Annotated in this window: 16 protein-coding genes; 9 read left to right on the forward strand and 7 right to left on the reverse strand. The window is 68.2% G+C overall.

All coding sequences use genetic code 11. The annotated features are described in order from the left end of the window. The first annotated feature begins 118 nt into the window (after positions 1 to 118). The gene (gene whiB1 / locus QN239_RS24640; protein ID WP_036402183.1) at positions 119 to 373 is read left to right on the forward strand and encodes a transcriptional regulator WhiB1; all 255 of its coding nucleotides are present in this window, start codon (positions 119 to 121) and stop codon (positions 371 to 373) included. Between the two features lie 72 nt (positions 374 to 445). Here whiB1 and QN239_RS24645 read toward each other — a convergent pair whose 3' ends face one another. Together QN239_RS24645 and QN239_RS24650 are read right to left on the reverse strand one after the other, a co-directional pair. Then, a complete protein-coding gene (locus tag QN239_RS24645) occupies positions 446 to 1954 on the reverse strand; it encodes a two-component system sensor histidine kinase PdtaS (RefSeq protein WP_090355723.1) in 1509 nt (502 codons plus the stop codon). Between the two features lie 12 nt (positions 1955 to 1966). Beyond that, positions 1967 to 2182: a biotin/lipoyl-binding carrier protein gene (locus tag QN239_RS24650; RefSeq protein WP_090356248.1), complete on the reverse strand. Its 216-nt coding sequence runs from the start codon at positions 2180 to 2182 to the stop codon at positions 1967 to 1969. A gap of 126 nt (positions 2183 to 2308) precedes the next feature. Here QN239_RS24650 and QN239_RS24655 point away from each other — a divergent pair, with 126 nt between their 5' ends. Further along, a complete protein-coding gene (locus QN239_RS24655) occupies positions 2309 to 2401 on the forward strand; it encodes a 50S ribosomal protein bL37 (RefSeq protein WP_090355725.1) in 93 nt (30 codons plus the stop codon). Between the two features lie 63 nt (positions 2402 to 2464). Here QN239_RS24655 and rsrA read toward each other — a convergent pair whose 3' ends face one another. After that, positions 2465 to 2773 (reverse strand): mycothiol system anti-sigma-R factor, encoded by a 309-nt coding sequence (rsrA, locus tag QN239_RS24660; protein ID WP_090355727.1) that lies wholly within the window; start codon positions 2771 to 2773, stop codon positions 2465 to 2467. Beyond that, positions 2770 to 3417, reverse strand: a complete 648-nt coding sequence (locus QN239_RS24665; protein ID WP_499016952.1) for a sigma-70 family RNA polymerase sigma factor — start codon at positions 3415 to 3417, stop codon at positions 2770 to 2772. The genes rsrA and QN239_RS24665 overlap by 4 nt, the downstream gene beginning before the upstream one ends. A 207-nt stretch (positions 3418 to 3624) precedes the next feature. On the opposite strand from QN239_RS24665, the gene QN239_RS24670 reads away from it, so the two are divergent. Genes QN239_RS24670 through chrA form a run of 4 tightly spaced genes read left to right on the forward strand, consistent with a single transcriptional unit; the run spans position 3625 to position 6492 of the window. Continuing rightward, on the forward strand, positions 3625 to 4116 hold the full coding sequence (locus QN239_RS24670) for a YbaK/EbsC family protein (protein ID WP_167157535.1): 492 nt from the start codon (positions 3625 to 3627) through the stop codon (positions 4114 to 4116). 19 nt (positions 4117 to 4135) lie between these two features. Further along, positions 4136 to 4993, forward strand: coding sequence for an SDR family oxidoreductase (locus tag QN239_RS24675; protein ID WP_499014425.1), 858 nt, complete (start codon positions 4136 to 4138; stop codon positions 4991 to 4993). A gap of 3 nt (positions 4994 to 4996) precedes the next feature. Further along, a complete protein-coding gene (locus tag QN239_RS24680) occupies positions 4997 to 5323 on the forward strand; it encodes a GNAT family N-acetyltransferase (protein WP_499014427.1) in 327 nt (108 codons plus the stop codon). Positions 5324 to 5340: 17 nt separating this feature from the next. Beyond that, positions 5341 to 6492: a chromate efflux transporter gene (gene chrA, locus QN239_RS24685; RefSeq protein WP_499014429.1), complete on the forward strand. Its 1152-nt coding sequence runs from the start codon at positions 5341 to 5343 to the stop codon at positions 6490 to 6492. Positions 6493 to 6540: 48 nt separating this feature from the next. On the opposite strand, the gene QN239_RS24690 is transcribed toward chrA, so the two are convergent. Continuing rightward, the gene (locus tag QN239_RS24690) at positions 6541 to 7260 is read right to left on the reverse strand and encodes a YqjF family protein (RefSeq protein WP_499014430.1); all 720 of its coding nucleotides are present in this window, start codon (positions 7258 to 7260) and stop codon (positions 6541 to 6543) included. A 27-nt stretch (positions 7261 to 7287) separates the two neighbouring features. On the opposite strand from QN239_RS24690, the gene QN239_RS24695 reads away from it, so the two are divergent. Beyond that, on the forward strand, positions 7288 to 8043 hold the full coding sequence (locus tag QN239_RS24695; RefSeq protein ID WP_499014432.1) for a class I SAM-dependent methyltransferase: 756 nt from the start codon (positions 7288 to 7290) through the stop codon (positions 8041 to 8043). Position 8044: 1 nt separating this feature from the next. On the opposite strand, the gene QN239_RS24700 is transcribed toward QN239_RS24695, so the two are convergent. Both QN239_RS24700 and QN239_RS24705 read right to left on the reverse strand, forming a co-directional pair. After that, positions 8045 to 9511, reverse strand: coding sequence for a DUF7782 domain-containing protein (locus QN239_RS24700; protein ID WP_499014433.1), 1467 nt, complete (start codon positions 9509 to 9511; stop codon positions 8045 to 8047). 13 nt (positions 9512 to 9524) lie between these two features. Beyond that, the gene (locus QN239_RS24705; protein ID WP_499014435.1) at positions 9525 to 10283 is read right to left on the reverse strand and encodes an SOS response-associated peptidase; all 759 of its coding nucleotides are present in this window, start codon (positions 10281 to 10283) and stop codon (positions 9525 to 9527) included. A gap of 19 nt (positions 10284 to 10302) precedes the next feature. Between QN239_RS24705 and aroA the strand changes: the two genes are divergently transcribed. Both aroA and rsgA read left to right on the forward strand, forming a co-directional pair. Further along, the gene (aroA, locus tag QN239_RS24710; RefSeq protein ID WP_499014437.1) at positions 10303 to 11604 is read left to right on the forward strand and encodes a 3-phosphoshikimate 1-carboxyvinyltransferase; all 1302 of its coding nucleotides are present in this window, start codon (positions 10303 to 10305) and stop codon (positions 11602 to 11604) included. A 7-nt stretch (positions 11605 to 11611) separates the two neighbouring features. After that, positions 11612 to 12598, forward strand: a complete 987-nt coding sequence (rsgA, locus tag QN239_RS24715; protein WP_090355747.1) for a ribosome small subunit-dependent GTPase A — start codon at positions 11612 to 11614, stop codon at positions 12596 to 12598. Positions 12599 to 12664: the final 66 nt, after the last annotated feature.

The raw sequence follows: 12664 nt of genomic DNA on the forward strand, positions 1-12664 counted from the left end.
TTCAGCCTGTGAAAGCATCGGATGCAACAGTGCAGAAACATTTCGTGTGCACGCGTTAACAACAGCCGAAAAACAAAATTAGCGCGCTGCCGCGCGCAAACGATAAGGAGTTGGACTCATGGATTGGCGCCACAAGGCGGTCTGTCGCGACGAGGATCCGGAACTGTTCTTCCCCGTGGGAAACAGTGGGCCGGCCATCGCTCAGATCGCCGACGCGAAGCTCGTCTGCAACCGGTGTCCGGTAACCACCGAGTGCCTGAGCTGGGCACTTGAGTCGGGCCAGGACGCCGGCGTGTGGGGCGGGATGAGCGAGGACGAGCGTCGCGCGCTCAAGCGTCGCAACGCTCGCACCAAGGCCCGCAGCGGCGTCTGACGCTTCGCTCGCGAAAAGGTGTGGCTCCGCCGAAATCGGCGGAGCCACACCTTTTTTGAGCAATGATCTGTGTCACAGCTTACTGTCCAATGTGAATCTGCTGCGACGCCCGATCGGCACCCGCAACACCACATCCGTGCCACCGGTGGGGACATCGTGCATTCCCAGCGATCCGTCCAGTTCGGCCGACACCAACGTGCGAACGATCTGCAGGCCCAGCCGATCTGACTTCTCCAAGCTGAAGCCCTCCGGCAGTCCCCGCCCGTCGTCGTGCACGACGACATCGAGCCAGCGCGCGGATCGCTCCGCGCGAATCGTGACCGCGCCATACACCTGACCGTCGAACGCATGCTCCAGCGCGTTCTGGACGAGTTCGGTGATCACCATGATCAGGGCCGTCGCCCGATCGGCGTCCAGCACCCCGAGGTCGCCTTCCCGGGTGATCCGGATGGGGCTGTCGACGGACGCGACATCGTTCATGATCGGCACGATGCGGTCCACCACCTCGTCGAGGTTGACCTCCTCGTCCACCGACATCGACAGCGCGTCGTGCACCAGGGCGATGGAAGACACCCGGCGCACCGATTCGTTGAGCGCCTCGCGGCCTTCGGCATTGTTGGTGCGACGAGCCTGCAAGCGCAGCAGTGCGGCCACCGTCTGCAGGTTGTTCTTCACCCGGTGATGGATCTCGCGGATGGTGGCGTCCTTGGACAGCAGCGCCCGGTCCCGGCGTTTGATCTCGGTGACGTCGCGGATCAACACGGCCGCACCGGCCGCCTCGCCGCCCGTGAGCAGCGGGATGGTGCGTAGCAGCACCGCCGCGCCACCGGCGTCGAGTTCCATCCGGGTGCTGGCGCCGCCGGCCACCGAGATCCGCACGTGCTTGGCGAGTTCCTGGGCCTCGAACGAGTCCATCATGAGCGGGCGCGTGATGGCGATCAGGTTGTGCCCTTCGAGCTCGGCGTTCAACCCCATCCGGTGATAGGCCGACAGCGCGTTCGGGCTGGCGAACGTGACATCCCCGTTCACGTCCAACCGGATGAACCCGTCACCCACCCGGGGGCTGGAGCGCGACATCGCGGCGTCACCGACATTGGGAAAGGTGCCCTCGTTGAGCATGCGCAGCAGGTCACGCGCGCAGTCGAGGTAAGCCCGCTCCAACGGACTGACCTTACGGCGATCGGCCAGTGCGGTCTGATGCGTGAGCACGGCGACGACCTGGTCCCGGTGACGGACCGGGACCGCTTCCACGTTCAGCCAATTGCCGTCATGGGAGTCCGTTTCGCCGGCATCGCTTTCCCGGCCGATGGTCCCGGAGTTGAAGGCGTCCACGACCACCGGCATCGCCGGGCCGTCCTGGGTGGTACCGACGGCATCGGTCAGCAGCACGGTGGGAGCGGTATTCGGCCGGACCTGGGCCACGCACACCAGCATTCCGTCGTCGCGGCGTACCCACATCAAGTAGTCGGCGAAGGACAGGTCTGCGAGCAACTGCCACTCCCCGACCACCGCGTGCAGGTGGTCGACGGCGTTGCCGGGCAGGACGGTGTGCTCGGCAAGCAGGTCGCCGAGAGTCGACATGGGCCGGCAGTGCTAGCTGATCACGGCGATGAGGTCGCCGGCCTGGATGACGTCGCCGACCGCGACACTGACCTCGGTGACCGTGCCCGCCACCTCGGCGAGCACCGGGATCTCCATCTTCATCGACTCCAGCAGCACCACGGTGTCGCCGGCGCCGATCTGGTCACCCTTCTTCACGACGACCTCGAGCACACTGGCCACGATTTCGGCGCGTACGTCCTCGGCCATCTTCACCCCACTCTTTCGGCGAACACTTACTAGAGGGCTCTATCGAACCACACCGGCCGATGGACGGAGCACCACCTGCGCCGTGAGACACTGGACGTAAGCGTCAACAAACACGGAGGTAGAAACATGGCCAAGCGGGGCCGCAAGAAGCGCGATCGGAAGCACACCAAGGCCAACCACGGCAAGCGGCCGAACGCAGGCTCGAAGTCAGTGCGCTGACCCACACGCATCACGAAACCGCCCGGACTCGCTGAGTCCGGGCGGTTTCGTCTGTGGGCGAATTCAGCCCCGGATGATGGTGGTACGGCTGATCTCCAACCGCAGGCGCGCACGGAGTCCGTCAGGGGCCTTTTCGCCACCGCACTTGGTGGACAGCAGCTTCTTCACCCGCTCCTCCACGCCGTAGTGGCGCAGGCAGGTAGGGCACTCGTCCAGATGATGACGGAGCTTGTCCCGCGTCTCGGCGGTGCATTCACCGTCGAGCAGTGTCCACACCTCGGCGATCACCGCCGCACACTCGGGATGGTCGGGATCGACCGGACCCACCGGGGGTACGAACGTGTGCTCCTCGGACCGCGGGTACTCACTCATGACGAAACCTCCTCGGCGGCCAGTCGCTCGCCACGCAGGAATCCGCGTTCGCGGGCCACATCGGCCAGCAGGTCGCGCAGCTGTTTACGGCCTCGGTGCAGTCGAGACATCACCGTCCCGATCGGGGTATCCATGATTTCCGCGATCTCCTTGTACGGGAATCCCTCGACATCGGCGTAGTAGACCGCCATGCGGAATTCCTCCGGTAACGCTTGCAGGGCATCCTTGATCTCGCTGTCCGGCAGGGCCTCCAGCGCTTCCACCTCCGCCGACCGCAAGCCCGTGGAACTGTGCTCGGCGTTCGCCGCCAGCTGCCAATCGGTGATCTCGTCGGTCGGATACTCCGCTGGCTGACGCTGCTTCTTGCGGTAGTTGTTGATGTAGGTGTTGGTCAGGATGCGGTAGAGCCACGCCTTCAAGTTCGTGCCCTCGCGGAACGACCGGAACCCTGCGTAGGCCTTGACCATGGTTTCCTGCACCAGGTCCTCGGCGTCGGCGGGGTTGCGCGTCATCCGCAACGCGCCACCGTAGAGCTGATCCAGCAGCGGGATGGCGTCGCGTTCGAAACGGGCGGTGAGTTCGGCGTCGGTCTCTTCGGTCGGGGCGGGCGCCTCGTCTATATCGGTCATCGTGACAGGACCCATCCCTTCCGTCGCGGCACGACCGAACGGCTCCAGCAGGTACACCGGGCGTTCCAGGCATGCCGTTGACACTGAAAAACTCCTTCCACGATCCTAAAGGTTGCCGCCGACAATTCCTGCCGGTGGCCGTTGCGCCCCGTCGCACCTGCAGTAACACCGGTACCCGGCTCCGTCATTCCCAGCGCTGGGACTCGGTCCTAGGCTGACGCCGTGGCACACGCAGCGACTCCCGCGATCGCGGCCCTGATCACCGCCGGCCTCCCGCACGAGATCCTGCGCTACGACCACGACCCACGAGCCGAGTCGTTCGGCGCGGAGGCCGTCGCACAACTGGCCTCCGCGCATGGTCTGCAACCAGGGCAGATCTTCAAGACTCTGGTGGTCGCGTCGGGTCGTGACCTGGCGGTCGCGGTGCTACCCGTGCCTTCGAAGCTGTCGCTGAAGGCCGCGGCCGCCGCACTCGGCCTCGCCAAGGTCACCATGGCGGACCGAACCGCGGCGGAACGCTCCACCGGCTACGTGCTGGGCGGCATCTCTCCCCTGGGCCAGCGCCGGACACTGCCGACCGTCGTCGACGCCTCCGCACTCGGCTGGGACCGGGTGCTGTGCAGTGCGGGCAAGCGCGGCTGGGATGTCGCGCTGTCGCCCCAGGATCTGATCACCGCGACCAAGGCCGTCATCGCCGACATCAGCGCCGGATAGGCGGCATAAGGTTTCAGCCATGACGCAAGCGCCACTCTCCGGGAAGACCATGTTCATCTCCGGCGCCAGCCGCGGTATCGGGCTGGCGATCGCCAAACGGGCCGCCGCCGACGGTGCCAACATAGCCCTGCTCGCCAAGACCGCCGAACCGCATCCCAAACTCGAGGGCACCGTCTACACGGCCGCCAAGGAGATCGAGCAGGCCGGCGGGCAGGCCCTGCCCATCGTCGGCGATGTCCGCGACGGGGACTCGGTGGCCTCCGCGGTAGCTCAAGCGGTCGCACAGTTCGGCGGTATCGACCTGTGCGTGAACAACGCCTCGGCGATCAACCTCGGCTCCATCGAAGAGGTGCCGCTCAAGCGCTTCGACCTGATGAACGGAATCCAGATCCGCGGCACCTACGCGGTGTCCCAGGCCTGTATCCCGCATATGAAAGGCCGCGCCAATCCGCACATCCTCACCCTTTCGCCGCCCATCCGGCTGGAATCGAAATGGCTCAAGCCGACCGCGTACATGATGGCGAAGTTCGGTATGACGCTGTGCGCGTTGGGAATCGCCGAGGAACTACGGGAGGCGGGAATCGCATCCAACACGCTGTGGCCGCGCACGTTGGTGGCCACCGCGGCGGTGCAGAACCTGCTGGGCGGCGACGAGGCGATGGCCCGGGCACGCACACCGCAGGTGTATTCCGATGCGGCCTACGCGATCTTCACCAAACCGGCCCGCGAATACACCGGTCAGAGCCTGCTGTGCGAGGACGTGCTGTTGGATTCCGGGGTCACCGACCTGTCGGTCTATGACTGCATCCCCGGGTCCGATCTCGGCGTCGACCTGTGGGTGGACACCCCGAATCCGCCGGGATACGTCGGGCCCTGATCCATGCAACCAACGGTCGTCGACGCCCCGCCACTGTCCCGGTTCGAGGTGTACTACGGCGGTGACCTCGCCGGCTTCGCCGAGTACCTCGACCACGAGAATCAGCGGATCTTCTTCCACACCGAGATCGGCGCGGAATTCGGCGGTAAAGGTCTGGCCGGCACGCTGATTCGCGCTGCCCTGACCGCCACCGTCGAATCGGGACTGCGGGTCGTGCCGCTGTGCCCGTTTGTGAAAAGCTTCCTGGACAAGCACGCCGAAGACGAAGCCTTCGCGGCATCGGTGGATCCGGTGACCGAGTCGGCGGTGGAACTGGTCCGCGCTCGATGACCTGAAGGGAACGACACGTGGGCGAGTCCCGGGTGCCGCTGATGACCATCGCCGGCCAGTGGGGCCGAATCGGTTGCCTGGGCTTCGGTGGGCCACCGGCCCATATCGCCCTGCTCAGGGAGCTCTGCGTGCAGCGGCGCCGGTGGCTGGACGCAGACGAGTTCGAGGACGCGATCGCCGCGATGAACCTGCTGCCGGGTCCCGCGTCGACACAGCTGGCGATCTACACCGCCTGGCGGCTGCGTGGGTTCAGCGGGGCGATCGTCGGCGGTCTGGCGTTCATCCTGCCCGGGTTGTTCGTGATCCTCGCGCTCGCGGCGTTCTTTCTGTCCGGCGGCGCACCCGGCTGGGCACGCGGCGCCGCCGCCGGCGCGGGTGCCGCGGTGGCGGCGGTCGCGGTACATGCGGCCTTCGGATTGATCCCGTCGAGCTGGCAGCGCGCAGGCGTGAACCGCTGGAACCGGGCCCGCTGGACCGGCTACTTCGCCGCCGGCGCGCTCGCCGCCGCATTGACCGGTCCGTGGCTGGTACTGGTGTTGATCGCCGCCGGCCTGCTGGAGATCACAGCCCGGGTCAGACCGTCGCGCGCCGCCGCACATGCCTGGCCGGTACTGCTGGCCGCCGCCCCGGCACTGGCCGGGATCCCGGCCCTGCTGTGGACGGCGTTCAAGGTCGGTGCGCTGTCCTACGGCGGCGGGTTCGTCATCATCCCGCTGATGCAGGACGACGCCGTGCACCAGCACCGCTGGATGACCGATGCCGAGTTCCTCAATGCCGTGGCGCTGGGCCAGCTCACCCCGGGGCCGGTACTGCACACCGTCGCGGTGGTCGGCTACGCCGCGGCGGGGTTGGGCGGCGCACTCCTGGCCGCGCTGTTCGCCTTCGGACCGTCGTTCGTGATGGTCATCGCGGGCGGTCGGCATTTCGACGCACTGCGCGCGAACCGGTATGTGCAGGCGTTCCTGGCCGGTGCCGGGCCCGCGGTGATCGGGGCGATCACCGGGTCCGCGGTGCCGCTGGCACTCGGCGCCGAACATGCTTGGCAGTTCGGCGTTCTGGCGGCGGCCGCGGTGGCCCTGCTGATCGCCCGACGCGGGGTGGTCAGCACACTGGTCGGCGCGGCCCTGCTCGGCGTCGGCGCGTACCTGATCGGGTGGCCGGTCGGCTGACCGGCGGGTGCCAGACCGGTGGGTGGGAGCGAAGCGACCGGGTGGGTATCAGACCAGACTGGGCCGGCCGAAACGGGCACGCACCCCCATCGAGTACAGCGCCCGCAGCCGCTGCCCCGCCACCGCGACGCCGCTCGCCGGCACCAGATCGTCGTCGAGCCCGATGACCTCGGCGGCGTGCAGGGACCACGCCGGGTGTTCGTTGGGCACCCACCAGGTGCGTCCGGCCTTGCGGGTGTGCGCACCCCAGCGGGCGGTCAGCCAGATCTCCAGCGGGGTCGGTTGCACCGGACCCCCGACCAGCACCTCCAGCCGGGAGCGCAGTCCCCGCCGCGGCCAGCGCCGGACACTGGCGTAGGCAATCGTGTTGTCGTGCCGGGTGACTCGCATCCGGGCCCAGGTGTAGGGCACGCCCAGCACGGCCCGGGTGAGCCCGACGACCGCGAGCCGCTCGGTCTCCAACGACCGGAACAAGACACCGTGCCGGCCGGCGTCGTCGACCGAGTACAGCCGGACGTTGGTCTCGGCGAACGCGCCGAAGTACGGCAGCGGCAACCGGTCGCCGAGTGCGCTGCACGTCATGACGAACGGCACCAGACCCACGTAGGTCAGCCCGTCCTCGAACACATCCGGACGGGTACCCGCGGGGTACAGGTGCGCGACGGAGTCCGGTTCGACAGGCCAGTGCAGGAACGTCAGGTCCCCCCAGAACTGCCCGATGAACACCGGGCGCGGCAACGGCGGCGCGGTGACGGAGAAGCCTGACACCGGGTCATCCTGACATAGGGTGACTCGGTGACGACCTGGTCCGCAGGACGGTATGAATCCGTCGCCGAACACATCGCCCCGATCGCCGCGCGCATCGTCGCAGCGCTGGGACCACTCGACGGTGCCGACGTGATCGACGTGGCCTGTGGGACCGGCAGCGCGGCGCTGGCCGCCGCCGCCGCGGGTGCGAAGGTCACCGGGGTGGACATCACGCCCGAACTGTTGGCGATCGCCGCCGCGAAACCCGGCGGTGACGCCGTGCGCTGGGTCGCCGCCGACGCCAGTGCCACCGGGCTGCCCGCTGCCGAATTCGATGCCGCCGTGTCGAATATGGGCCTCATCTTCGTCGAACCCGGCGCCATGGTCGCCGAACTGACCCGCTTGCTGCGCCCCGGCGGCATACTCGGCTTCTCCACCTGGGTGCGCGCTGCCGACAACCCGTTCTACAACCCGATCGTGGAGGTGCTCGGGCCGCCGCCACCCGCTGCATACGGTCCCGACCAGTGGGGTGAGCCGGGCACCGCCGAGGCTCGACTGGCCGGCGATTTCACCGATATCCACATCGAATCCGGTGTGCTCACATGGCAATTCGAATCAACCGAGCAGGCGATGCGGTTCCTTACCCGGGAATCGCCGATACACCTGTCGGTCCTGGGTCAGCTCGACGACGGGACGCGGTCCCGGCTGCTGGACGCGTTCACCTCGGCGTTCTCCGCGCACGCCGGACCCGGTGGGGTGACCTTCGATTCGCCCTATGCGGTGGTGACCGCCGTCCGACGCTGACTCAGCCTGCCTGGTAAAGGATTCCGCGGCCGATGGCCTCGCGGATCTCGGGCAGCGCGGCTTCGGCCAGCGCGTCGGCATCGACACCGTGGTGGGTGGCCAGCAGTTGCAGCAACGTGCCCAGTGGCACCTCGCCGCGGCATCCGGCCAGCAGGGCCCGCAACACGTCGTCGACGCCGATCACCGCGGCCGGCCCGCCGGGCCTGCGCACCGCCGCACTGACCTGCTGCCAGCCGTCGGGCCCGGGCAGCGACCGCTCCTCCAGAATCACCGGCGCCGTCGACAATCTCGCCGCCAGCAGGTCCGCATCGGTGGTGTCGCGCAGGTAGGCGCGGCGCGCGAAGAAGGCGTCGACTTCGGCTCCCGTGACCGGCTCGTCGAGAATCTCCTCATACGTCTGTTCCGCCGCTTCCCCGGGACGGGGCACGCGCAAGGAGATCAGCCCCATGCCGATACCGGTGACGCCCTGTTCGGCGAACCAGTCCAGCCACGCGCCACCCCGCGCCGCGGCCTGCTCGGGTTCCTCACCGGCATCGGCCAACCACAGCGAGACATAGCTGACCGGGTCGGCCAGTTCGCGCTGCACCACCCAGGCATGCAGTCCGGTGCCGGCCAGCCAACCCTGCACGCGGGGGCGCCAATCATCACCCTGGACAATCCAATTGGCCATGACAAGGGCGGTACCGCCGGGATTCAGATGGTCGCCGATCTGTTCGACGATGATGCGGCACAACGCATCTCCGGCCATGCCGGAGTCGCGGTAGATATAGTCCTGAGACCCGACGCCCACCACGAACGGCGGGTTCGACACGATCAGGTCGAACCGCTCCCCCGAGACCGGCTCGAACAGGCTGCCGCGCCGCAGATCCCATGACATTCCGTTGAGGCGCGCAGTAGCCGCGGCCAGCGTCAACGCCCGCTCATTGGTATCGGTCGCCACGATCTCGTCGCAGTGCGCATCCAGGTGCAGGGCCTGGATGCCGCAGCCGGTGCCGAGATCGAGTGCACGTCGCGCGGGTGTGCGCACCACGGCACGGGCCAGGGACATCGAGGCGCCGCCGATACCGAGTACGTGGTCGGGCTGGACGGGCCCGCTGCGCACGGCGGCATCCTGATCGGACACCACGAGAAAATCGCGAGCCCCGTCGGAATGGGGCCGGATGTCGAGGATCGCGCGGACGGTGTCGCCGGTGTCCTGCAGGACACCCTCGGCCGTCAGCGCCGCCAGTCCAGCGCTGGGGAACGCCGCCGCGACCCGCTCAGGGGTCTCCTGCGCACCGAGCAGGAACAGCCGCACCAACGTGGCCAGCGGCCCACCGGCCGCGTCGCAGGCACGCAATGCGGGCCACCACACACCCCTGCCGAGTGCGGCGTGCGCGTCGGCGCCCAGCAGGTCGGCGACGCCGTCGACGGTGTAGCCGGCCGCGCGCAGGTCGGCACCGAGAGCATCGACCAGGTCGGGGGTCACAGGGCCGCCTTTCTCAAAAGAGGCCCGGCTCGGGTTCGACGGCCTCGATGAGCTCAGGGCCGTTGTTACGGACACTGTTCACCAGCCGAGACACCTCACGGATCTCGATGCGGTCCAGATCCCCGTGCCCGCGTAACAGTCCCTCGTCGATGGGCGCATCGGGGTCCAGCCAGCGGTCCCAGTCGGCCTCGCTGATGGTCAGGGGCATCCGATCGTGGATATCGGACAACTGGGCGGCCGCGTCGGTGGTGATGATGGTGCAGCTCAGCAGCGGGGTGCTGTCCTTCGCCGCGTCTTTCGGCCGCCAGGTGGACCACAACCCCGCCATGAACAGCGGTTCACCGTCACCGGCGTACATGTAGAACGGTGTCTTGGTCGCCTTCTTGCCGTCCGCCGCGGGATTGGGTTTCCACTCGTACCAGCCGTCCATCGGCACCAGACAGCGCTTGCTTTTCGCCGACCTGCGAAACGCGGGTGAGGTCGTGAGCGTCTCGGCGCGGGCATTGATCAGCAGCGGCCCCTTGGTGTCGGGGCTGCCGTCGGCATTGGACTTCGCCCAGGGTGGGACCAGTCCCCACCGCATCGACCGGAGGCGCCGGGTGGATTCGTCGTCGGGTTGGTCATGCCGTTTGACCACCGTGCTCACGGTCGTGGTGGGCGCCACGTTGTAATTGGGACCAGCATCTTTGGCGGTCTCAACCGTCTCATCCAGAGCCTTGATTTTCTCGGCCAGCAGCGCCGGGTCGGTGGTCACCGCAAATCGCCCACACATACCAGGCAGGATAGAGGTCGTGACTGACTGGCCGGCACCGTCGACATCGGAACCCGTGAACGCCACCGTGACCGTGCCCGGGTCCAAGTCGCTGACCAACCGGGCGCTGATCCTGGCCGCGCTCGCGTGCCGGGGCGAGCGCAGCGACGGGGTGAACCCGCGCACCTCCACCGTGAGCGGCGCGCTGCGCAGCCGGGACACCGACCTGATGATCGGTGCGCTGCAGGCACTGGGGCTGACCATCCTCGGCGACACCGAGCTGACGGTCAGCGGGACCATCGCCCCCGCGCCGGGAACCCGGATCGACTGCGGACTGGCCGGCACGGTGCTGCGGTTCGTTCCCGCGGTGGCCGCCCTGAGCACCCAGACCGTCACCTTCGACGGGGACGAGCAGGCCCGTGCCCGGCCCATCGCCCCGCTGCTGGACGGGTTACGTGGTGTCGGGGTGCGGATCGACGGCGACGGATTGCCGTTCGAGGTTCGTGGGCAGGGCGGGGCCGACGGCGGCGAGGTGCACATCGATGCCTCCGGGTCGTCGCAGTTCGTGTCGGGTCTGCTGCTGGCGGGCGCCACCTTCCGGGACGGCCTCACCGTGGTGCACACCGGCGAGTCGGTGCCGTCGGCTCCACATATCGGCATGACGGTGTCCATGCTGCGCGACGCCGGTGTGACCGTGGACGATTCGCAGCGCAACCGCTGGCGGGTCGAGCCCGGCCCGGTCGCCGCGCGGCACTGGGACATCGAGCCCGACCTGTCCAACTCGGTGCCCTTCCTGGCCGCCGCGGCCGTCACCGGCGGGACGGTGCGGATCAATCGCTGGCCGGCCCTCAGCATCCAGCCCGCCGAGGTCATTCTGGGCTTGCTGGCGCTCCTGGGTGTGGAAGCGGTGCAAAAGGATTCGTATCTGGAGGTGCAGGGCGCACCGTCCTATGACGGTATCGACGTCGACCTGCACGATGTCGGTGAACTGGCCCCGTCCATGGCTGCGCTGGCCGCTCTGGCCCGCCCCGGTTCGGTGTCCACGCTGCGCGGGATCGCCCATCTGCGCGGACACGAGACCGACCGGCTGGCAGCCTTGAGCGCCGAGATCAACGGCCTGGGTGGTGACTGCGTCGAAACGCCGGACGGTTTGGTGATCACCGCCACCGCGCTGCACGGCGGAACCTGGCATTCCTATGCCGACCACCGGATGGCCACCGCGGGGGCGATCATCGGGTTGCGTGTACCCGACGTGACGGTGGAGGACATCGGGACCACCGCCAAGACGCTGCCCGACTTTCCCGGGATGTGGACCGACATGCTGCTGGACGATCAGGGATAGCCCGATCGTGAGAGCGGCCGACTACGACGAGTCCGATGTCCGGGTGCGCCCGGGCAAGGGCTCCCGGCCGCGCACCAAGAACCGTCCCGACCATGCCGACGCCGCCGAAGCGATGGTCGTCACCGTCGACCGCGGCCGGTGGGGGTGCGCCCTGGACGGTGACCCGGACCGGCACGTGACCGCGATGCGGGCCCGCGAGTTGGGCCGCACCCCGATCGTCGTCGGCGACGAGGTGGACATCGTCGGCGACCTGTCCGGGCGCACCGACACGCTGGCCCGGATCGTTCGCCGCAAAGACCGGCGAACGGTGTTGCGCCGCACCGCCGATGACACCGATCCCACCGAGCGCGTGGTGGTTGCCAACGCCGATCAACTGCTCATCGTGGTGGCACTGGCCGATCCGCCGCCACGGACCGGCTTCGTGGAACGGGCCCTGATCGCCGCGTATGCGGGTGGGCTGACGCCGATCCTGTGCCTCACCAAATCGGATCTTGCGCCGCCGGAGCCCTTCGCGGCGCAGTTCGTCGATCTCGACCTGATCGTGTTGACCGCCGGGCGCGAGGATCCGCTCGATGTGGTGGCACCCATGCTGCAAGGTCACGTGACCGTGTTGCTGGGACATTCCGGGGTCGGCAAGTCGACTCTGGTGAATCGTCTTGTGCCCGACGCGGACCGGGCCACCGGGTCGGTGACCGGTGTCGGCAAGGGCAGGCACACCTCGACGCAGTCGATCGCCCTACCGCTGCGCGGATCCGGCTGGGTGATCGACACCCCGGGTATCCGCTCGTTCGGCCTTGCCCATATCGCGCCCGATGACGTGGTGCAGGCCTTCTCCGATCTGGCCGAGGCGGTGCAGGACTGTCCACGCGGCTGCGGGCACATGGGGCCGCCCGCCGATCCGGAGTGCGCGCTCGACGAGTTGACCGGTCCCGCCGCCGCACGGGTGGCCGCGGCGCGGCGGCTGCTGGCGACGCTCAACGAGCCCGCCTACTGAACATCTTTCGCGCACAACACAAACCCCGCCTTTCGTTGTCGGGAAGCGGGGTCTGCGTGTGCTCGT

Origin of the sequence: Mycolicibacterium sp. Y3, assembly GCF_051188035.1 — a bacterium.
Classification (GTDB): domain Bacteria; phylum Actinomycetota; class Actinomycetes; order Mycobacteriales; family Mycobacteriaceae; genus Mycobacterium; species Mycobacterium fluoranthenivorans.

Bases quoted from the DNA above. Each gene is read 5' to 3' on its own strand.
- QN239_RS24680 (WP_499014427.1), top strand. From the start codon at position 4,997: ATGCAACCAACGGTCGTCGACGCCCCGCCACTGTCCCGGTTCGAGGTG.
- QN239_RS24655 (WP_090355725.1), top strand. From the start codon at position 2,309: ATGGCCAAGCGGGGCCGCAAGAAGCGCGATCGGAAGCACACCAAGGCC.
- QN239_RS24675 (WP_499014425.1), top strand. From the start codon at position 4,136: ATGACGCAAGCGCCACTCTCCGGGAAGACCATGTTCATCTCCGGCGCC.
- QN239_RS24665 (WP_499016952.1), bottom strand. From the start codon at position 3,417: ATGGGTCCTGTCACGATGACCGATATAGACGAGGCGCCCGCCCCGACC.
- QN239_RS24645 (WP_090355723.1), bottom strand. From the start codon at position 1,954: ATGTCGACTCTCGGCGACCTGCTTGCCGAGCACACCGTCCTGCCCGGC.
- rsrA (WP_090355727.1), bottom strand. From the start codon at position 2,773: ATGAGTGAGTACCCGCGGTCCGAGGAGCACACGTTCGTACCCCCGGTG.
- QN239_RS24650 (WP_090356248.1), bottom strand. From the start codon at position 2,182: ATGGCCGAGGACGTACGCGCCGAAATCGTGGCCAGTGTGCTCGAGGTC.
- QN239_RS24705 (WP_499014435.1), bottom strand. From the start codon at position 10,283: ATGTGTGGGCGATTTGCGGTGACCACCGACCCGGCGCTGCTGGCCGAG.
- whiB1 (WP_036402183.1), top strand. From the start codon at position 119: ATGGATTGGCGCCACAAGGCGGTCTGTCGCGACGAGGATCCGGAACTG.